This is a genomic window from Micromonospora sp. NPDC005203 (assembly GCF_042872705.1).
Taxonomy (GTDB): domain Bacteria; phylum Actinomycetota; class Actinomycetes; order Mycobacteriales; family Micromonosporaceae; genus Micromonospora.
The window spans coordinates 339,846-360,335 of record NZ_JBIAKV010000006.1 but is presented as its reverse complement, the minus strand read 5'-3'; the positions used below and the strand labels follow the sequence as shown (position 1 = coordinate 360,335).

Sequence of the window (20,490 nt, the reverse complement as noted above, 5' to 3'; positions counted from 1 at the left end):
TAGTCGGCACTCAGGTCAGCTCGTCGACCGCCTCCAGGATCAGCCAGAGACCGGAGATGGCGAACAGGATCGCGGCGCCGTACTTGATGGCCTTCTCCGGCAGCCGCCGACCGAGCATCCGGCCGACCAGAATGGCCAGCGCGTCCGCGGCCACCATGCCGATGGTGGAGCCGAGCCAGGTGCCGAACCAGCCGTACTTGGTGGCGAGCGTGATCGTGGCGAGCATCGTCTTGTCGCCCAACTCGGCCAGGAAGAACGCCACCGACACCGCCACGATCGCGGTCTTGCTCGTCTTCTCCGCCTTGCGCTTCTCCTCTTCGGTGAGCTTGTCACCGCGCAACGTCCACGCGCCGAAGCCGAGGAACGCCACACCGGCCACCAGGGAGATCCACTCGGTCGGCAACACCGCCCCGAGACCCACGCCGATGGCCACCGACGCCAGGTGCACCACCGCCGTGGCGACCGTGATGCCGATCAGCACCGGGATCGGCTTGAACCGCGTGGCGAAGGTCAGTGCCATCAACTGGGACTTGTCCCCCAGCTCAGCGACGAAGATGACGCCGAAGCTGATCACCAGCGCGGCGAAAAATCCCTCCATGACATCCTTCCCGTTCACGCCGGGAGGAGGTACAGGGGCGCCCTCGACCCGGCTGCAACAGCCTGAGTCGAAGGTCTCGCCCGCCCCGGAAAAACCGGGGCCGCGTGGCCGGATGCGGAACGCACCAGTATGTCGACCACGACATTGGGGGCTACTCCCCTTCGCGGGATCAGCCTAGCCGATCACTTCCGGGCCGGGCCGGGGTGGGTGAACCGGCTCACCGCGCCCTCGCCAGCGTGACCCCGAAGAGCCCGTCCGGGTCGGTCCAGAACTCCGTCGTGGCGAAGCCCGCCGTGGCCAACTCCGCGGCGATCCCCTCCGGGCGGAACTTCGCCGAGACCTCGGTGCGCAACTCCTCCCCGGCGGCGAAGTCCACGATCAGGTCCAGCACCCGTACCCGCATCGGCCGGGTCGCCCGCAACCGCATCTCGATCCACTCGTTTGTCGGGTCCCAGCGGGCCACGTGCGCGAACGCCTCCGGATCGAAGTCGGCGCCCAACTCCCGATTGATCACCCGCAGCACGTTGCGGTTGAACTCGGCGGTGACCCCGGCGGCGTCGTCGTAGGCGGGCACGACCACCGACGGGTCCTTCACCAGGTCGGTGCCGAGCAGCAGCCAGTCGCCGACCTCCAGCGCGCCGCGCATCGCCGTCAGGAACTCGGCTCGCTCGGCGGGCAGCAGATTGCCGATGGTGCCGCCCAGGAACGCCACCAACCGACGGCCGCCGGTGGGCAGCCGGTCCAGCTGCCGGGTGAAGTCGCCCACGATGCCCCGGACCCGCAGGCGGGGAAAGTCCGCGGCGATCTGGGCCGTGGAACTCGTCAACGCGCTGACCGACACGTCGAGCGGGACGAACGTGCCCAGCCCGCCGCGCCGGCTGAAGGCGTCCAACAGCAGCCGGGTCTTCTCCGACGAGCCGGAACCCAACTCGATCAGGGTCTTCGCCCCGGTCAACGCCGCGATCGCGGGAGCACGCTCGGCCAACACCGCCCGCTCGGCCCGGGTCGGGTAGTACTCGGGTAGCCGGGTGATCTCCTCGAACAACTCACTGCCCCGGGCGTCGTAGAACCATTTCGGCGGCAGCCACTTCTGCCCGGCGCTCAGCCCGGCCCGGACGTCGTCGCGCAGGCCGCGCTCCAGGTCGCCCTCTTCGAGGTAGATCTCCAGCGGATCCGCGGTCATCGGTTCGCCTCTCTCTTGGACCAACAGGTGGTGCCTCGACCGGTGCGCTTCACCGGATCGCCAACGGGCGTACCCGTACCTCGCCGGCAGTGGCCAGGACCAGGTGCCCCTCCGGCACCGCCCGCCACCCCGGGTCGTCGTCGTGCGGCTCGGAGGCGAGCAGCACCGAGTCCGGCGTCGCACGGACCGACAACGCGTGCCCGGACACGCTGGCGACCGCCCGGCGGCCGTCGGTGAGCAGCAGGTTGAGCCGCGACCCGGGGGCCGCCGCGGCCACGTCCGTCACCGTCCGCCCGACCGCCTCCGCCGGGTCCTCGCCGGCGCGCAGCCGATGCCGCACCAGCGCCCAGAGCAACGCCGAGTCGGTGGCGGCATCCAGCGTGAGCAGGTCACGCACCGGCAGCCCGGCGGCGAGCGGCACCACCGCGTCGGGCCAGCCGCGGACCACGCCGTTGTGGCTGAACAACCACCGCCCCTCGGCGAACGGCGCGGCCGCCCCGTCGAGCACCGCCATCCCGACGGTGGCCGACCGCACCGCCGCGAGCAACGCGCCGGCGGAGGTGACCGCGGCGAGCTGGGCGATCGTCGGGTCGCTCCAGATCGGCTGCGCCCGCCGGTAGCGCACCGGCTCGCCGTCGCCCGGATACCAGCCGACCCCGAACCCGTCGGCGTTGATGGTGCCGCCGCCGCGCATGTCACGCGGCGCCCAGGACTGCCGCACCAGCGAGTGCGCCGGGTCGAAGAGCACCTCGGCCAGGGTGACCGGCGGCCCCAGGTAGGCCAGGTGACGACACATCAGCGCCCCGTGCGCGCCGGGCCGTTGGCCGCACGGCGCCTCACCGGTACGACTCCTCCGCTCGGACGTCGCGGGCGCAGCGGAAACCACTGAAGATCTGCCGGCGGATCGGATAGTCCCAGTTGCGGAAGGTGCCCCGACAGGCCGAGCGGTCGGTGCCGAACGAGCCGCCGCGCAGCACCCGGTGGTCGCCGCCGAAGAAGACCTCCGAGTATTCGCGGTAGGGGAACGCGGTGAAGCCGGGATGCCCGTCGAACGCGGTCGAGGTCCACTCCCAGACGTCACCGATGAGCTGGTGCACACCCAACGGCGAGGCACCACCCGGGTACGCGCCCACCGGCGCCGGCCGCAGATGACGTTGGTCGAGGTTGGCGTGGGCCTCGGTCGGGTCGTCATCTCCCCAGGGATAACGGCGCGACCGCCCGGTCGCCGGGTCCCACCGGGCCGCCTTCTCCCACTCCGCCTCGGTCGGCAGCCGCTTGCCGGCCCACGCCGCGTACGCCTGCGCCTCGTACCAGCACACGTGCACCACCGGCTCGTCGGCGCGGACCCGGCTCCACCGGCCGAAGCGCCGGTACGACCAGTCGTCACCGTCGCGGCGCCAGTGCAGCGGCGCGCCGAGCTGCTCCCGAACCCGGTGCGACCAGCCCGCCGCGCTCCACCACCGCGGATCGGTGTAACCGCCGTCGGCGATGAACGCCGCGTACTGCCCGTTGCTGACCGGGGCGGCGTCGATGACGTACGCGGGCAGGTCGACGCGGTGTGCCGGGCGCTCGTTGTCCAGCGCCCACGGGTCGCTGTCGGTGCCCATGGTGAACTCGCCGGCCGGCACCAGCACCTCGCCACCAACCCCGACGGTGGGCTCGGGCGGCGGCGGGGCGTGCAGCACCGCCGACCCCGACCGCAGCTGGTGGGTGGCGAGCATGGTCTCGTCGTGCTGCTGCTCGTGCTGCACGATCATGCCGAAGGCGAACCCGTCGGCGACCAGCGGCCGCTCGGTGAACGCCACCCGGTCGAGCAGGTCGTGCACCTTGTCCCGGACGGTGGCCAGGTAGGCGCGCGCCTCGGCGGGCGGCAGCAGCGGCAGCGTGGGACGGTCCCGTCGCGGCTGCTTGAACGCGTCGTACAGCTCGTCGATGTCACACCGGACCGGCTCGCGGCCCCCGACGTCACGGACCAGCCACAGTTCCTCCTGATTGCCCACGTGGGCGAGATCCCAGACCAGCGGCGACATCAGCGGTGAGTGTTGGCGCAGCAGATCCGCCTCGTCGACCACCTCGGTCAGCAGCGTCGTGCGGGCGCGGGCCCGCGCCAACTCTCCCGCGATCCGGTCGCGCAACCGCTCCCCGTCGATGTGTCCCGTCGTGCTCGCGCTCACCACGCCGCCCTTCGCTCGCGTCCCCGGCGCACTCCTCGTGGTCACCTGTGCCGCCCTCCCGTCGCGGCGGACAGCCGCCGTCGTAAACCGTGCTGGATCTCGTCGTGGATGCCCGCCGCCAGGTCCAGCCGGGGCAGTGTGCGCAGGGCCAGGTCGAGCAGCGCCGCCGACGCGGCGGCCAGCGCGGGATCGGCCAGGCCGTGTCGGGCGGCGGCCGACCAGCGGTGCGCCACCGGCGCGGCGACCTCGTGTGCCGCGCGCACCGTGCCCGGATCGGTGAAGAGGGCGGCCAGCACGGCCAGCGGTAGTCGCCAGTCCCGGTCGGACTGGGCGTCCAGGTAGCGCAGCTCCAGATAGCCGCGCGGGCGCACCGGCGGAAAGAGGGTGCTGACGTGGTAGTCGAGGTCGTCAGTGGTGGGCGGTCGGGGCAACGCGCCGTCGAGCCAGTCGGCGAAGGTCACGCCGGGCGGCGCGGTCCAGTTCGTGCCCTGCCGGCGCAGACAGAGCAGGGGCGCGGCCAGCACGTACCGGATCCAGCTGGCCCTCGGGTCGTCGTCGGCGTGGCCGGGCGTCCAGACCGGGCGGGTGCGGGCCGGGTCGATGGCCAGCCAGGCGGCCATCCGCGCGGAAGCCCAGCCGGTGCGCCGCCCGGCGTGCCGGTTGGCCGACGCGAACACCGCGAGCAGCGGCGGTCCGACCGCGTGGGCGGCCGCCCAGCGAGCCGCGACCTGGTCCGGCTCACCGGCGTCGAGGCAGATTTGCAGGCCGGCGGTGCTGTACATCATGGTGCGGCCGGCTGCGCCGTACCTGTCGAAGGCGTCGCGCATCGCGCGGTAGCGGGGAGTTTCCACCACCGGGCGGGGCCGTCGGTGGGGGTCGATGCCGCTGCGGCCGAGGATCAGCCCGGCGGCGGCCAGCAGGTCGGTGACCTGGGCGATGTCGGCCTCGGTGGCCTGGATCAATGCGGTGACCGAGGGGCGGGGCGGGGTGGATATTTCCAACTGGCCACCCGGCTCGAGGGTCACCAGGCCGCCGTGTCGCAGCGGCTCGGCCGGGCTGGTGGCATCCAGCGTGGCGGGGCTGTGCCGCCCCAACGCCGCCCGTAGCCGCGTCGTGTCGACGGGGCGGGCGGGATCGGCGGCGTCGTGCACGGTCCATTCCAGTTCGACGCCGGTGAGTGTCGGTGGGCCGGTCTTGAAGCAGATCCGGGCTAGGTGGTGGCCGGCGGCCCCGGACTCGCGCAGGATGGCGCTGCGATCCAACTCGGGTGACGTAACCAACGGTAGGGACCCCTCTCCGTGTGCCGACTCGGGGACACGGGTGCCACCGTAAACCCACCCACCGACACCGTCGGGGACGTACGAGCGCCACCCACCCCTGTCTAACAGAGGATCTTCCCCACGCAGGGCGGAACGGAAACGCGGCTGCCACCGGCCGTTCACCGACGGGCGGGGTGGCCCGTCGGTGAACGTGGCGCCTTGGGCTTCGCCGGCTCGGAAGGTCGGGACTCGGGCACCAACCGCTGGCAGTACGCCTCGACCTCGGCGACGCCGCCGGCGGCGGCGACCAACCTCTCGAAGGCCGGCGTCCGTAGCGCCTGCTCCCGCTGTTCGGGCTTCTTGGCCTGCCAGGCACGGCACAGGCCGTGCAACTGGCCGGCCGGCGCGCCAGGGGTCGACGGCGTGCCCGGTGACGGCGGGCCGGGCACCGGCGGTCGGTCCGACACCGGCGCACTGGGAGACGGTTGGCCCGTCGCCGGTGGGCCGGGCGGGGTCGATCGACCGGACCCACCGGACGTGGGTGCGCTCCGGTCGGGGCTCGCCGACGTCCGCGACGGCGCCGGCGCGACCGGCTCCGGTGTCCGGTCGAGGTTGACCGCGGCGAAGGCGGCGCCCGCCGTCGCGGTGGCCGCGACCGCGCCGATCCAGACCAACGCGCCGGTGGTCAGGCGGCGACGGCCGGGTCGGTGGGGCACGGACGGCGCCGGCGCGGCCCGGGCGGCCCGGAACGCGGCCAGCGCGGCCTCCTCGCCGGCCAACTCGCCGGGCCGGGCCGGGCCGGAGGCCGCAGCGAGCACGCCGGCCACCGGGTCCGCCGGGGGCACGCGGGCCGGCGACGACGCCGCCTCCCCTCCGGACGACGTGGCCGGTCGCGCCTGGTCCGCCGACGCGTCCACGTCGGCCCGGGCCGAGTCGAGCAGCCGTTCGGTCTCGGCGTGGTCGACGCGCCGGAACGGGTTCATCCAGAATCCCCTCACGTCAGCCGTCCGCCGGCTCGGCGTGCGGTGCCCGCAGGGATGAGCTGCCGCCCGTGCGGGGCGGGGGCACCCCGTCGACCTCGCGGGACGGCTCGGCCGCGCGTTGCGTCTCCAGCACGGCCGCGAGCCGTCGCAGACCGCGGTGGGCGGCCGTGCGGACGGCACCGGCCCGGCGGCCCAGCACCCGGCCGGCGGATCCCGCGTCCAGCCCGATCACGGCCCGCAGCAGGACCGCTTCGGCTTCCCGGGGAGGCAGGGTGGCGATCAGCGCCAGGGCCGTCTCGGTGCCGATCGTCTCGCTGGCACCCTCGGCGGTGTCCGCCGTGCTGGCCAGGTCGACAAGCGCGTGCACCGGGACCGGCAGGGACGGTCGACGGCGCAGCCGGCGCAGGTGGTCCATCGCCCGGTTGCGGGCGATCGTGACGGCCCAGGCGCGGAACTCGCCACCGGTGAAGGTGGGCAGGTCGCGGGAGATCTGCAACCAGGTCTCGGAGGCGACGTCCTCCGCATCCGGGCCGACCAGGGCGGTCAGGTAGCGCAGCAGACCCGGTTGGAGGCTGCGGTAGAGCAGGCGGAACGCGTCCTCGTCCCCCGCCTGCGCCGCGCTGACCGCCTCGGACAGCTCGCCGGTCATCCGCGCCCCGTGGCACGCCCGGCTCGGGCCGCCCTGCTCCGCCGCGACGGAGCAGACCACGCGGTACGCATCGTCCGCCCGCTCACCACCCGCCCCGCCGCCCTCCGCCGATCTGGTCCCGCCCGTGGCCGAGGTCGCCGGCCCGGGTGTCTGTGGGCCGACGCCAGGGTCGTCAGCTCGGCGCGCCGGCGGCCGAGGTGACCGGGGGCGGCTTGAGCCGGGCTAACGCTAGGACGGGGCCAACGACGCGACAAGCCGGGAGGTTGTCACGGAAGAGTGACAATAATCAACCCGGCGAGCCGGCGTGTCGTCATCACTGCCCGTGAGCAGAGCGCGCAAACCTGGCCGCTTCCCACCCTTTCGGCCAGCGTCGATCACACCGACGTGCCGAAATATGTCACTTTTCATCACAGCACGTTGCCGCACCGTCACAGGGCGGCGGTGTCCATCCAGGTCAGAGCGGATACCCCACGGTTGTCACTCGTTCGGCGGACAGCCCGTGTCGCGCCGCCGCGCGCCACTCTGGGTACGGTATTGCGGTGTTGTCATCGGGGGTCGTGCTCAGCGGTCGGTACCGCCTGGAGGAACGTGTCGCCACGGGCGGCATGGGCGACGTCTGGCTTGCCGCGGACCTGATCCTCGGCCGGCAGGTAGCGGTCAAGGTGTTGCTGCCGACGCTGGTCTCCGACCCCGACTTCATCGCCCGGTTCCGGGCCGAGGCCCGGATCATGGCGGCGCTTCGGCACCCCGGCATCGTTCAGGTCTTCGACTGCGGCGCCGACGACCTGCCCGACGGCGCCGGTCGGGCGGACTACCTGGTCATGGAGTTCGTCGCCGGCGAGCCGTTGTCCAAGCGGATCGAGACGGCCGGCCGCCTCGACGTGGGCGAGACGATGTCGATCGTGGCCCAGGCCGCCGCGGCGCTGAACGCGGCGCACCGCGGCGGCATCGTGCACCGCGACGTCAAGCCCAGCAATCTGCTCGTGCTCGAGGACGGTTCGGTCGTCCTGGTGGACTTCGGCGTGGCGCGTTCGCTCGACATCACCAGCATCACCAGCACCAACGCGGTGCCCGGCACCGCCCTCTACATGGCCCCCGAGCAGGCCGCCGGGCGACCGGTCACCGGCGCGACAGACATCTACGCGCTGGGCGCGGTCACCTACTGCTGCCTCACCGGCAGTCCGCCGTTCACCGGCGACAACCCCCTCCAGGTTGCCGTGCGACACCTCGACGACGAGCCGCCGGAGCTGCCGCACGAGATTCCGGAGGCGGTCCGCGCCCTGGTGTCCCGGGCCCTGGCCAAGGACCCGGTCGAGCGTTTCACCAGCGGCGCGGCGATGTCCGAGGCCGCGCGGACCGCGGTGACCGGCGGCGAGCCGCCCACCGCAATGGCGGCAGCCGCTCCGCTGCGCGACGCCGGGCCGGGCACCCGCGGCGACGGGCCGCTTGGCGCGGCGGTGGCGGGTGGGGCTCGGGACGCGCGTCAGCGACGCCGGGGTCCGCTGGTCGGCGCGGCGGTGGCCGTGCTCGTCGCGGTGGTCGGGCTCGCGGTGGCACTGGCCACGACGCGCAAGACCAACGAGGACCCGGCGGTCAACCTGCCGTCCAGCTCGCCGACGGCGGCGCCGAGCGGCCCGTTGGATCTGCCAGCGGGCAACGAGCAGATCGCTACCGGTGGCCCGACCCGGCCCGACCGGTCGGTGGTGCCCGGCAACTCCCCGTCGGCGTCGATCTCCGTCTCGCCGACCACGCGCCCCAGTCAGACGGTCAGGCCGCCGACACCTTCGCTGACGCCGACGATGACCACCCCGCCGACCTCCACCGCGCCGAGCACCCCGACGACCCCGTCGTCCGTGCCCACTCCGACGGCCACGGACAGCCCGCCGGCCGTCCCGGAGGGACCGGCGGTCAACTGAGCGCGCCGGCTTCGCCTGCCGCCGACAGTCCCACCAGCACCGATATTCCCAAAACGGACTTGGGCCGCCGAACACCCCTCTAGGCTCCTCAGCAGGTCATATCCACCGTCTGCTGCGGGAGCCTGGGTGAACGCTGAAAAGCTGGTCGTGATCGGTCAGGGGTACGTCGGGCTGCCGCTGGCGATGCGCGCGGTGGAGGCGGGGCTGGACGTCGTCGGCCTCGACGTCGACGCCGACCGGGTGAAGCGTCTCGCCTCGGGCGAGTCGTTCATCGAGGACATCCCGACCGACCGGCTGGGCCGCGCGTTGGGTAGCGGCCGGTACAACCCCAGCACGGAATACACGGATGCCGAGGGCTTCGACATCTGTGTCATCACCGTGCCGACCCCGCTGCGCGACGGCACCCCCGACCTGAGCTTCGTCGAGCAGGCCGGTGTCGGCATCGGCCCGTACGTCCGCCCGGGGTGCACGGTGATCCTGGAGTCGACCACGTACCCGGGCACCACCGAGGAGTTGCTACGCCCCCTGTTGGAGTCGGCCAGCGGGCTGCGCAGCCCGGGGGACTTCCATCTCGGCTACAGCCCGGAGCGGATCGACCCGGGCAACCCGACGTGGCGGTTGGAGAACACCCCGAAGGTGGTCTCCGGCGTGGACGCCACATCGCTGGCCAGGGTGGACGAGTTCTACCAGCGCCTCGTGGAACGCACCGTGCCGGTGGGCTCGACCCAGGTGGCCGAGCTGACCAAGCTGATCGAGAACACCTTCCGCCAGGTCAACATCGCGCTGATCAACGAGCTGACCATGCTCTCGCACCACCTCGACATCGACGTCTGGCAGGCGATCGACGCCGCCGAGACCAAACCGTTCGGATTCCTGCCGTTCCGGCCCGGTCCCGGAGTCGGTGGGCACTGCCTGCCGATCGACCCGTGTTACCTGTCCTGGCAGGTCAAGCGCCGCCTCGGCCGGCAGTTCCGGTTCATCGAGCTGGCCAACGACATCAACCACGAGATGCCCGAGCACGTCGCGCAGCGGATCATGGCGGGACTGAACCGGGACAGCCGGGCCGTCAGCGGCGCCCGGCTGCTGCTGCTCGGTCTGGCGTACAAGAAGAACACCGGCGACATGCGCGACTCCCCCGCGGTCGACGTGGCCCTCCGGCTGCGGTCGCTGGGCGCCGAGGTGCACGCGGTCGAGCCGTACGCCGAGGCGCACCAGATCCCGGCCGGGGTGACCGTGGTCGGGCTCACCGAGCAGGAGATCCGCGCCGCCGACGCGGTGGTGGTGGTCACCGACCACGACAGCTTCGACTACGACCTGGTGGTCCGGCACGCGCGCTACGTCTTCGACACCCGCAACCGGTGCGTCGGCCCGATGGTCGAGCGCCTGTAGACCCGGCACCGCTGGCCGGTCCCGCCGCCGGGGAAGACGGCGGGACCGGCCGGCGGATGTCCGTTCCCGCCCCCGGCGGCCAGCCCCCGTCGACGGAGCCGGCCAGCCGCAGCGGGCGGCGGCAACCGCTGGACGCAGCGGGCGGCCGCACCGCCGGCGGGTCCAGCGTCGGTCACTGGTCGGCGAGCGCCTCGACGACCGGGCGGGACAGCGCCCGGCGGGCCGGCAGGACCGAGGCGAGCAGGGCGGCCAGCACCGCGACGCCGAGGATCAGCCCGAGCTGGCCGAACGGCAGCACCAGGTGGAAGTCCCCGCCGAGGCGCGTCAACAGGGCCATCGCGGAGGCGCTGACGGCGGTGCCCAGCCCCACGCCGAGCACCGCACCGACCAGTGCCATCAGCACCGCCTCGACGGCGAGCACCGCGCGCATCCGTCCGCGGGTGAGCCCGACCGCCCGCAGCACGGCGTTCTCCCTGGTCCGCTCGACCACCGACAGGCTCAGCGTGTTCGCCACGCCGACCAGGGCGATCACCACGGCCAAGCCGAGCAGCGCGGTGACGAAGCCGAGCACCATGTCCACCGTGCCGGTGAGCATCTTCTTGTACGCGCCCTGGTCCATCAGGTTCACCGTCGGGTAGCGGGCCAGCACCGCCTCGACCACGTCCCGGGCCCGCTCGGCGCTCACCCCGGCGGCGGGGTCGATCTCGGCCAGGAAGCCGCGCTGACCGGGAAAGAGCGCGGCGAAGTCCGCGTCGGCCATGTCGATGACGTGACCCGCGGGCGCGCCGTCGGCGGGTGTGTCGTCGGTGACCACCGCCGCCACCCGGAACGACCGGTCCGCGACGGTCACCGGGGAGCCGACCTCCAGGCCGCGTGCCTGCGCCAACTCCCGGTGGACAAGCACCTGCCCAGGACCCACCCGGGTGGCGTCGCCGGTCAGCACCCCGCCCAGCGTCCGGCTGACCAGCGCCGGGTGGGCCGCCCGGATCTCGACGCCGGCGACGACGGTGTGGCGCTGCTCGTGCACCACCCCCAACTCGGGTCGGGCGGCAAGCTCGCCGGTGAGCGCGGCCGGGAGTTCCTGGCCGATTCCGCTGACCACGAAGTCCGTCCCGATCTGGGCGTCCACGCTGCGCTCGATGCCGTCCTTGGTGCTACGCGCGCCGACCACGAAGGCCGACACCAGTCCGATCCCGATCACCAGGGCGGTGGCGGTCGCGGCGACCCGCCGCGGATTGCGGACCGTGTTGGCCACCGCCAGCGCGCCGGTCGCCCCCAGGACGCGACGGGCCGGCCAGCCGAACACCTGGGCCAGCGCCGGGACGAGCACCGGCCCGAACAGCACGATCCCGAAGAAGGTCAGCACCCCGCCGGCCGCCACCAGCACCAACTGGCCGGCGCTGGCGGCACCGGCCAGCGCGGCGACACCGACGGCCAGCAGCACCGCGCCGAGGGCCAACCGAACCCGACCGGCGCCCCGGCTCGGCTGCACCGCGGCGTCGGTGAGCGCGGCCACCGGAGCGATCCGGGTGCCCCGCCAGGCCGGGAGCAGGGCGGCGCACACGGTGAGCGCGGTGCCCAACAGCAGGCCGGTCAGCACCGTCGAACCGGTCACGGTCAGGCCACCGGTGCCCGGCACGTCCAGGTGGGACATCAGCAGCCGCAGTCCGGCGGCGAGGGCCACCCCGAGCAGCACCCCGAGTGCGGAGGCGGCCAGCCCGAGCACCGCCGACTCCAGCAGGGCGGCCCGGAACACCTGCCCCCGGGTGGCGCCGATCAGGCGCAACAGGGCGGTGCGCCGGGTGCGCTGTGCCAGCACGATCGCGAAGGTGTTGGCGATCACGAAGCCGGCCACCACCACCGCGACCCCCACGAAGATCAACAGCAGCATCCGGAACTGGTCCACATTGCGGACCGACTCCTCGACGGCCTCGTCGAGGATCCGCTGGCGACTCTTCACGGTGGTGTCGCCGCCGGCCACGGCATGCACCCGCTCGGTCACCGCCGCGACGGGGGCGCCCGGTCGGGCCGCCACCATGATGCGGCCGTACCCCCGCTGGCCGGTGAGGGCCAACGCGTCCGGCCCGACCAGACCGACGAACGGGCCTCCCACGTCGCGCACGGTGCCGGCCACGTCGACGGTGCCCACCAGGGTGTAGGGGCGGGCCGCGCCGCCACTGCCGCCGACGCGGACCTCGGCGCCGAGGGCGAAGCCCTCCTCGGTCGCCGTCGGCGCGTCGAGCACCACCTCCCCGGCCCGGTCGGGCAGCCGGCCGGCAACCACGTCGTACGAGCGCAGAGCCTGCTCGGTGGGGATGGCCACGAGCATGGTGAAGCCGAGCACCGGACGGCCGTCGGAGCCGACGATCCCGGCGGTGTTGGTCAGCTCACCGGCCGCCGCGGCCACCCCGTCGACCGCCCGCACCTCATCGACGAGGGCCGGGGACAACAACTGCGCGCCGGTCGCGTAGACGCCCAGGTCGGTGTGCCGGTCGAAGGTGCCGGCCCGCTCGTACGCCCCGGTCCGCATCCCGTCGACGAAGATCATCGTGCCGGCGACGAACGCGACACCGAGCACGACGGCCAGCGCGGAGAGCAGCATGCGCAGCGCCTCGGCACGCAACGAGCGCAAAGTCAGGCGGATCATGCGGGGCTCCCGGTGCAGGTGGCGGATCGGACCCCTCCGACGCTATGGCCGCCGCCGGTCGGTGGATCTCCACCTGCGCTCTCGACCTGCGTGCGTCCCGGGTCGCGGTGCGCCCGCCGCCCCCTACGCCCCAGGTCGTACGCGGCGTCATCCGCCGGGTGTCACCAGCCCGCTCTCGTACGCCAGGACCACCGCCTGGACCCGGTCGCGTAGCTGGAGCTTCGCCAGGATCCGACCGACGTGGGTCTTCACCGTCGCCTCCGCCACGTGCACCCGGGCGGCGATCTCCGCGTTGGACAGGCCCTGCGCGACAAGCAGCAGCACCTCCCGCTCCCGCTCGGTGAGCTGCGTGAGGCGCGGGTCCACGCTCGGGGCGGCGCCGAGCTGCCCGGCGAACCGGTCCAGCAACCGCCGGGTGATCGACGGGGCCACCACCGAGTCGCCCTGGGCCACCACCCGGATCGCGGCCAGCAGCTCCTCCGGCGGGACGTTCTTGAGCAGGAACCCGCTCGCCCCGGCCTGGAGGGCGGCGAACGCGTCCGCCTCGGTGTCGAAGGTGGTCAGCACCAGCACCCGGGGCGGGCCGGCGGGCCGGCCCGCGCAGAGCTGCCGGGTCGCCTCCACCCCGTCCATGGTGGGCATCCGGATGTCCATCACGACCACGTCGGCCTCGGTGCGGGCGAGCACCCGCAGGGCGTCCGCGCCGTCGATCGCCTCCCCGACCACCTCCAGGTCGGGCTGGGAGCCCAGCACCATCCGGAACCCGGCGCGCACCAGCGCCTGGTCGTCCACGATCACCACCCGGACCGTCATGCCGCGATCACCTCCGTTGCCGGCTCCGACGGTAGCGGTAGCCGGACCTCGAGCTGCCAGCCCCCGGCCGGCCGGGGGCCGGCGGTGAGGCTGCCGTCGTACACCGTCACCCGCTCCCGCATGCCGAGCAGACCGTGACCGCCGGACGGCGCCGGGCTGACCAGCGGGCGACCCCGACCGTCGTCGCGCACCCGGACCACGACGGCCTCGGTGGTGTGGGTCAGGGTGACCTCGACGACAGCGCCGACGCCGGCATGCTTGAGCGCGTTCGTCAGCGCCTCCTGCACCACCCGGTAGACGGTCAGCTCCAACCCCGGAGGCAGGGCAGGCTGCTCGCCGGTGACAGTGCTGCGGATGTGCAGCCCGGCGTTCCCGAAGCGGGCCAGCAGGTCGGGCAGCTCGGCCAGCGCGAGGCGCCGGTGCTCCGGGTCGGCGGCCGCCGCGAGCCCGTCGCCGCCGGACGGGGCGGCGTCGCGCAGGACACCGACCAACCGGCGCATCTCCTCCAGCGCCGACCGGCCGGTGTCCGCGACCACCTTCACGGCGGTGCGGGCCTGCGCGGGGTCACGGTCGAGCATGAACCGGGCGCCGTCGGCCTGGACGATCATCACCGCCAGGCTGTGCGCGACGACGTCGTGCAGTTCACGAGCGATCCGGGTGCGCTCCTCGGCGACCGCCGCCCGGGACTCGGCCTCCCGTTCGCGTTCCAGGGTGGTGGCCCGTTCCTCCAGGCTGAGCACGTAGAGCCGGCGGGTCCGCACGTTCAGCGCGACCAGCCACACCGCGCCGGTGACCAGCGCGTACCACAGCGCGGTCACCCACCAGCTGATGACGCCCGGCGTCTGCACGGCGGCGAGCACCACTCCCACGGCGGCGACCGCACCGGCGAGCACCGCCGCGCGCAGCCGCTCGCCGTACTTCACCACGCTGTAGAGCGCGATCAGGACGGCGACGTCGAACGGCAGCGGACCCCACTGGGCGATCACCTGCACCAGGCCGAGCGCGGCGATCACCACGGTCACCGCGCCCGGGTGCGCGCGGCGGAACAGCAGCGCCACGGCCATCCCCAGACAGACCAGCGCCGCCGCCCAACCGCCCGCCAGGTTCGCCGCGCCGGCCAGGCCGATGAAAGCCACCACGACGGAGACGGCCACGTCGAAGGCGACGCCGCGCAGCGGGCGACCGAACATCGTGCGTCTCACGGTCACCCAGCGTACGTGTCGACGGACGTGACCCTCGCGCCTCGGCCGGGTCGACCGGACCGGATCGTGCGGGTCGGCCCGATCGGCGCGGGTCAGCGGCCGAGGACCTCGCGCATCCGGTCGATCTCGACGGTCTGCTCGGTGGCGACCGAGGTGGCGAACTCGTTGAGCGTGAGGTCGGAGCCGACCGTGAGCAGGTTGGTGGCCATCTCGATGGCACCCTTGTGATGCGCGGTCATCATCCGGACGAAGAGCCTGTCGAAGCCGGGGCCACGGCTGGCGGCGAGCTGCCGCATCGCATCGGGTGACTGCATGCCGCGCATGGCGCCGTGGTCGTGCCCCTCGACCTCCGGCGGGAGGCCGCGGGTCTGCAACCAGCCCCGCATCATGCCCATCTCCGGTCCCTGGCTGGCCCGGATGCGCTCGGCGATGGCGCGGATGTCGGGGTCGGCGGCGCGGTCCGCGGCGAGTTCCGCCATCGCGAGGGCCTGCGCGTGGTGCGGGATCATCATCCGGACGAACAAGACGTCCAACGAGTTGTGCGGCGCGGGGCCCGCGTCGCGGACCTCGTGGGCCGCGCGGGTGGCCGCGACCTCACCCGGGCGGCCGGGCGCGATGACGGTCAGGTCGGTGGGGACCGGGCTGACCGTCGGCGAGGCGGAGGTGGCGGGTGCGGAGGCCGACGGGGCAGCGGTTGTCGTGGCGTCGCCCCCGGCACGGCTCACGACGACTGTCACGAGCGCCAGCAGGACCGCGAGTGTGACGATCGCCAGGGTTCGTGCGCGCCGATCGGTCATGGGCCACTCCCTGGAGTCGAGGTCATCGCGATGCTATCCATTGACGCAGGCACTTTGATGTGACCCGCATCACATCGACGTTCTTCGTCGGACGGTAAGGTGTCGACCATCATCTCCCCCTTGCGAAGGGCCTCGCCGATGATCAGACTCCACATGCCACGGCCACGACACCTGCGCATCGTGGCGCTCGCCACCACCGGGCTCCTCGTCGCCAGCGCGCTCGTCGCCCCGCCGGGCAACGCCCAGGTGGCGCCGCCGTCGGCCCCCACCACCAACGCGATCCCCGGCGTCGACGAGATCGTCAGCAGCCCCAACCTGCGGCAGATCGCCAACGTGCCCAAGGTCGCCCCACTGGACGCGACCAACAGCGACATCGCCTTCCAGGGCAGGTACGCGTTCGCCGGCAACTACAACGGCTTCGTCATCTACGACATCTCGCGGCCCAGCGCCCCGACGGTCAAGGCCCGGGTGCTCTGTCCGGGGTCGCAGAACGACATCTCCGTGCACGGCGACCTGCTGTTCCTCTCCACCGACTCGTCGCGCAGCGACGACTCCTGCAACAGCACCACGCAGGGGGCGGACGTGAAGGGGTCCTGGGAGGGCATCAAGGTCTTCGACATCAGGGACAAGGCCAACCCGCGCTACATCAAGTCCGTCGAGACGGCCTGCGGCTCGCACACCCACACCCTGGTGCCGGGCAAGGACCGCAAGGCCATCTACCTGTACGTCTCGTCGTACAGCCCGCGGGCCGAGTTCCCCGACTGCCAGCCGCCGCACGACTCGATCTCGATCATCAAGGTGCCGCTGAAGAAGCCCACCGACGCGGCCGTGGTCGCGACGCCGAACCTCTTCCCGGACGGCGGCTTCCCGGGCAGCCCGACCGGCTCGGCGACCACCGGTTGCCACGACATCACCGCCTACCCGTCGAAGGACCTGGCCGCCGGCGCCTGCATGGGTGACGGCATCCTGCTCGACATCAAGAACCGGGAGGCGCCCCGGGTCATCAACCGGGTGCGGGACACCGTCAACTTCGCGTTCTGGCACTCCGCCACGTTCAACAACTCCGGCACCAAGGTGGTCTTCACCGACGAACTGGGTGGCGGCGGGGCGGCGACCTGCAACGAGGCCATCGGACCGAACCGGGGCGCGGACGCCATCTACGACATCGCCGGCCGCGGTAACGCCCGGACGATGACCTTCCGCAGCTACTACAAGATCCCCCGGGTCAACGCGGCCACCGAGAACTGCGTGGCGCACAACGGCTCGCTGGTGCCGGTGCTCGGTCGCGACATCATGGTCCAGGCGTGGTACCAGGGCGGCATCTCGGTCTGGGACTTCACCGACTCGGCCAACCCGAAGGAGATCGCCTTCTGGGAGCGCGGCCCGCTCTCGGCCGACACGTTCGTCGGCGGTGGCACCTGGTCCGCGTACTACTACAACGGCCACATCTACTCGAACGACATGGTCAAGGGCCTGGACGTCCTGGAGCTGAACGACTGGCGGACCTGGACGGCCAAGCTGACCCGCTACAACGAGCTCAACGTGCAGACCCAGCCCAGCTACCTGGGCTGGTAGGCACCGCGCACCACACCGGGCCCGGTCCCCGACCCTGGGGGCCGGGCCCGGCCATGTGCGGATGTGTACCCAACTCGTCAGACCGCCTGCACCCGGCGACCCGTTTGCCCGTCCTTTGCTCTGCTTCACCGGGCGCAACAGCCGGTGTCCGGATAGCGGACGTCTGGTGTTGCGTGGGGTGAAGCAGAGCAAAGGACGGAGAACCAAGAGGGTCGGCCCGACGTCGACGGTGGGACTGGTCACCAGAGCGTGGGGTTGCCGGGCGATTGACCAGGTGCTGTGCCAACGTGGGCAGACGTGACGCTTGCAGCCCCGCCCGAGCCAACCACGCGCTGGCGACCCCACCCGCTGGACATGGTGGCGGTCGTCCTCGCCGTCCTCGGCCTCACCTGCGCGCTGAGCGGGCTGCTGCCACGAGCGGAGACCACCGCCACCCTGCACCGCATCCTGCCGCTGCTGCTCTTCCTCGGCACCGTGATCGTGCTCGCCGAGCTGACCGCCGTGGCCGGCGTCTTCGACGTGCTGGCCAGCCGACTGGCCATCGCCTCCCGGGGCAGGTGGGCGGCGCTGTTCCTGCTCTGCGGCGGTCTCGCCACGCTGACCACCCTCGTACTCAACCTCGACACCACCGCCGTGCTGCTCACCCCCGTGCTGCTCGCGTTGGCCCGCAACCTGCGCGTCCCGGCCGGCCCGCTCGCGGTCACCACGGTCTGGCTGGCGAACACCGCGAGTCTGCTGCTGCCGGTCTCGAACCTGACCAACCTGCTCGCCGCCGACCGGGTCGGGTTGTCCCCGTTGGCCTACGCCGAGCGGATGGCGCTGCCGCAACTCGCCGCCGTGGCGGTCACCATGGCGTTGCTGTGGTACGCGTGGTGGCGGCGGGACCAGCCGGTCGGCGGGCGTTTCGTACCGCCGGCCCGGCACGTGCCGCCGGACCCGGTGCTGCACCGCGTCGCGCTCGCCGGCTGTCTGCTCTTCGTCGCCGGCATCCTCGCCGGGGTGGAGATCGGTCTGGCCTCCACGGTCGCGCTCGCGCTGGTGCTCGTCGGGTTCGTCGTCCGCTCCCCCGCCACGCTGCGCCCGAAGCTGGTGCCGGTGCGGCTGCTGCTCTTCGTCGTCGGTCTGTTCCTGGTGGTGCAGACCCTCGGTCAGCACGGTTTGGACGACCTGGTCGGCGGCCTGCTGGGCAGCCACGGTGGAACACTCGGCGAGCTGCGCGCCGGCGGTACGGGTGCGTTGCTGGCCAACGTGGTCAACAACCTGCCGGCCTACCTGGCCGGCGAGTCGGTGCTGCCGTCCGGCGATCACACCCGTCTGCTGGCGCTGCTGATCGGCACCAACGTCGGCCCGCTGGCCGTCCCCTGGGCGTCGCTGGCCACCCTGCTGTGGTTCGAGCGGTGCCGGGCGGCCGGGGTGGCGGTGCCGATGCGGCGGTTCGTGCTGACCAGCGCGCTGCTCGCGGTGACCGGCACCGTCGCGGCGGTCGGCGCGCTCCTGCTGGCTAGTTGAGCCACTATTGAGTGGTTGCAACTCCGTTGCGGTGTATGAACCCACTGCTTCGTGTTATCGACCGAAAGCGCGAGATGACCGTTTATGCTGGGTTCGACACCGACACGAGTAGGAGCACCAATGACAGCGCAGCACGAGCTGGACACCGCCCAGACGGCCCCCTCGGACTACCGCCCGCCGACGATCCAGCGCCTGGGCACACTCGCCGAGTTGACCAGGGGCGGCACCGTCGGCCCGGACGACGGCCTGGGCGGCGGCGGTGACGGTTCACTCTGACCCGTCACCGCCCGCCATCGTGGGAGGACCGCCGTTGCTCACGATCCGCCGGGCACAGCGCCGGTTCGGTCGTCGGGTGATCTTCACCGACCTGGACCTCGACGTCCCGGTCGGTGCCCGGGTGTTCCTGGGCGGCAACAACGGCTCCGGCAAGACCACGCTGCTCCGGTGCCTGTCCGGCACGCTGACCCTCAGCGCCGGACAGGCCACCGTCGGCGGCCACCCGGTCGGCTCACTGCCCGCCCGACGCCTGACCGCTGTCTGCCTCGCCCCGGAACAGGGCCTCTACGAGCAGCTGTCGGCGCGGGAGAACGTGACCCTCGTGGCCCGACTCCGGCTGCCCCGGCGAGCCGTCCGCGCGGCCGTCGCCCGGGTCGAAGCCGAACTGGACCTGGCCAGCTACGCGACCGTGCCCGCGCAACGGTGCTCGGCGGGGATGCGGGCCCGGGTCAGCATCGCGCGGGCTCTCGTCGCCGAGCCCGCGCTGCTGCTGCTCGACGAGCCGGGCCGCTCACTCGACGAGACGTCGCGGCTGCTGTTGTGGCAGGCGCTCGACCGGCGGCCCGAGCTGACCTGCGTGATCGCGTCGCACCTCGCCGACGACCGCGACCGGTGCCAGTCCACCCTGACCCTCCCGGCCACCCGATGACGACGCCGACCACACCTGCCGTCTCGGTCGCGACCACCAGCCGACCGGTCGGTCGGCGGGCCGCCGGCGCCAGTCCCCTCGCGATGATCCTCGCCCTGGTCCGCCGTGATCTCGGCGACCCCCGGCAGTTCCGGCTGCCGCTGCTGCTGGACCTCGCCTTCGGGGTGGTGAACCTGATCGTCTTCCTGTTCATCTCCCGGGTGCTCAGCCCGTCGGCGGGCACCGACCTCGCCCGCTCGCCCAGCTACTTCGACTTCGTGGCGGTCGGCATCACCTTCCTGCTCGTCCTGCAGGCCGCCACCACCCAGCTGACCGGTCGGGTGATCCGGGAACAGCGCAGCGGGACACTGGAGGTGCTGGCCGCCCAACCCGTGCCGGTCAGCGCGCTGGCCATCGGGACCGCCGGCTACCCGTTCCTGTTCGCCCTGCTGCGCTCCTGCGTCTACCTGGTCATCCTCGGCACCGTGCTCGGCCTGCACACCGGCCGGGCGGACTGGTGGGGAGTCGCGGTGCTGCTGATCGCCGGCACCGCCTCGGTGCTGGGTCTCGGCATCGCGCTCGCGGCGTTCACCGTCGCCGTCGGGCACGGCGACGCCGCCGCACGGCTGTTCGTCGTCGGGCTCACCTTCGTGTCCGGCACGTACTTCCCGGTCTCCGAACTCCCCGGTCCCCTGCCGGCGCTGTCCGCGGTGCTGCCCAGCCGGATCGCCCTGGACGGCCTGCGCTCCGCGCTTGCCGGCGGCGACTGGGCCTGGTCGGCCGGCGCGCTGCTCGGTGCCACCGCGCTCGTGCTGCCGCTGTCGAACTGGGCCTTCGCGGGGGCGCTGCGGGTCGCCGCCGGCCGCGGCGCCCTGAAACGCGATTGAGGTAC

The 20,490-nt window shown here is 72.9% G+C and carries 18 protein-coding genes; 7 read left to right on the top strand and 11 right to left on the bottom strand.

Going from position 1 to position 20,490, the window contains the following annotated elements:
• Positions 1-10: 10 nt before the first annotated feature.
• From ACFYPM_RS17155 to ACFYPM_RS17125, 7 genes are all read right to left on the bottom strand, one after another.
• The gene (locus ACFYPM_RS17155) at positions 11-598 is read right to left on the bottom strand and encodes a TMEM165/GDT1 family protein (protein WP_387197306.1); all 588 of its coding nucleotides are present in this window, start codon (positions 596-598) and stop codon (positions 11-13) included.
• Positions 599-815: 217 nt separating this feature from the next.
• Positions 816-1,781 (bottom strand): L-histidine N(alpha)-methyltransferase, encoded by a 966-nt coding sequence (gene egtD / locus ACFYPM_RS17150; protein WP_387197303.1) that lies wholly within the window; start codon positions 1,779-1,781, stop codon positions 816-818.
• 49 nt (positions 1,782-1,830) lie between these two features.
• Positions 1,831-2,577 (bottom strand): ergothioneine biosynthesis protein EgtC, encoded by a 747-nt coding sequence (egtC, locus tag ACFYPM_RS17145; protein ID WP_387197300.1) that lies wholly within the window; start codon positions 2,575-2,577, stop codon positions 1,831-1,833.
• Between the two features lie 40 nt (positions 2,578-2,617).
• Positions 2,618-3,955, bottom strand: a complete 1,338-nt coding sequence (gene egtB / locus ACFYPM_RS17140; RefSeq protein WP_387197297.1) for an ergothioneine biosynthesis protein EgtB — start codon at positions 3,953-3,955, stop codon at positions 2,618-2,620.
• Between the two features lie 41 nt (positions 3,956-3,996).
• Positions 3,997-5,235, bottom strand: a complete 1,239-nt coding sequence (gene egtA / locus ACFYPM_RS17135) for an ergothioneine biosynthesis glutamate--cysteine ligase EgtA (protein WP_387197294.1) — start codon at positions 5,233-5,235, stop codon at positions 3,997-3,999.
• A 158-nt stretch (positions 5,236-5,393) separates the two neighbouring features.
• Positions 5,394-6,197: a hypothetical protein gene (locus tag ACFYPM_RS17130; RefSeq protein WP_387197291.1), complete on the bottom strand. Its 804-nt coding sequence runs from the start codon at positions 6,195-6,197 to the stop codon at positions 5,394-5,396.
• Between the two features lie 16 nt (positions 6,198-6,213).
• Positions 6,214-6,846 (bottom strand): RNA polymerase sigma factor, encoded by a 633-nt coding sequence (locus tag ACFYPM_RS17125; protein WP_387197288.1) that lies wholly within the window; start codon positions 6,844-6,846, stop codon positions 6,214-6,216.
• A 539-nt stretch (positions 6,847-7,385) separates the two neighbouring features.
• On the opposite strand from ACFYPM_RS17125, the gene ACFYPM_RS17120 reads away from it, so the two are divergent.
• Both ACFYPM_RS17120 and ACFYPM_RS17115 read left to right on the top strand, forming a co-directional pair.
• Entirely contained in the window at positions 7,386-8,762 is a 1,377-nt protein-coding gene (locus ACFYPM_RS17120) for a serine/threonine-protein kinase (protein WP_387197286.1), read from the top strand.
• Positions 8,763-8,888: 126 nt separating this feature from the next.
• Entirely contained in the window at positions 8,889-10,151 is a 1,263-nt protein-coding gene (locus ACFYPM_RS17115; protein WP_387197283.1) for a nucleotide sugar dehydrogenase, read from the top strand.
• Positions 10,152-10,323: 172 nt separating this feature from the next.
• Here the strand turns inward: ACFYPM_RS17115 and ACFYPM_RS17110 are convergent, their stop codons facing one another.
• The 4 genes from ACFYPM_RS17110 to ACFYPM_RS17095 all read right to left on the bottom strand — a co-directional run bounded on the left by ACFYPM_RS17110 (position 10,324) and on the right by ACFYPM_RS17095 (position 15,610).
• The gene (locus ACFYPM_RS17110) at positions 10,324-12,798 is read right to left on the bottom strand and encodes an ABC transporter permease (RefSeq protein WP_387197280.1); all 2,475 of its coding nucleotides are present in this window, start codon (positions 12,796-12,798) and stop codon (positions 10,324-10,326) included.
• A gap of 147 nt (positions 12,799-12,945) precedes the next feature.
• Positions 12,946-13,611, bottom strand: coding sequence for a response regulator (locus ACFYPM_RS17105; RefSeq protein WP_387197277.1), 666 nt, complete (start codon positions 13,609-13,611; stop codon positions 12,946-12,948).
• Entirely contained in the window at positions 13,608-14,819 is a 1,212-nt protein-coding gene (locus tag ACFYPM_RS17100; protein WP_387197274.1) for a sensor histidine kinase, read from the bottom strand. Before ACFYPM_RS17100 ends, ACFYPM_RS17105 begins: the two co-directional genes overlap by 4 nt.
• An 86-nt stretch (positions 14,820-14,905) precedes the next feature.
• Positions 14,906-15,610 (bottom strand): DUF305 domain-containing protein, encoded by a 705-nt coding sequence (locus ACFYPM_RS17095; protein ID WP_387197271.1) that lies wholly within the window; start codon positions 15,608-15,610, stop codon positions 14,906-14,908.
• 138 nt (positions 15,611-15,748) lie between these two features.
• On the opposite strand from ACFYPM_RS17095, the gene ACFYPM_RS17090 reads away from it, so the two are divergent.
• The 5 genes from ACFYPM_RS17090 to ACFYPM_RS17070 all read left to right on the top strand — a co-directional run bounded on the left by ACFYPM_RS17090 (position 15,749) and on the right by ACFYPM_RS17070 (position 20,485).
• A complete protein-coding gene (locus ACFYPM_RS17090) occupies positions 15,749-17,185 on the top strand; it encodes an LVIVD repeat-containing protein (protein WP_387197267.1) in 1,437 nt (478 codons plus the stop codon).
• A 297-nt stretch (positions 17,186-17,482) separates the two neighbouring features.
• Positions 17,483-18,694 carry an SLC13 family permease gene (locus ACFYPM_RS17085; protein ID WP_387197264.1) on the top strand — a complete coding sequence of 404 codons (1,212 nt, stop codon included), beginning with the start codon at positions 17,483-17,485 and terminating at the stop codon, positions 18,692-18,694.
• Between the two features lie 120 nt (positions 18,695-18,814).
• Entirely contained in the window at positions 18,815-18,970 is a 156-nt protein-coding gene (locus tag ACFYPM_RS17080) for a lasso RiPP family leader peptide-containing protein (protein ID WP_387197261.1), read from the top strand.
• 34 nt (positions 18,971-19,004) lie between these two features.
• Positions 19,005-19,619 (top strand): ATP-binding cassette domain-containing protein, encoded by a 615-nt coding sequence (locus ACFYPM_RS17075; protein WP_387197258.1) that lies wholly within the window; start codon positions 19,005-19,007, stop codon positions 19,617-19,619.
• A complete protein-coding gene (locus ACFYPM_RS17070; protein ID WP_387197256.1) occupies positions 19,616-20,485 on the top strand; it encodes an ABC transporter permease in 870 nt (289 codons plus the stop codon). The genes ACFYPM_RS17075 and ACFYPM_RS17070 overlap by 4 nt, the downstream gene beginning before the upstream one ends.
• Positions 20,486-20,490 lie beyond the last annotated feature (5 nt).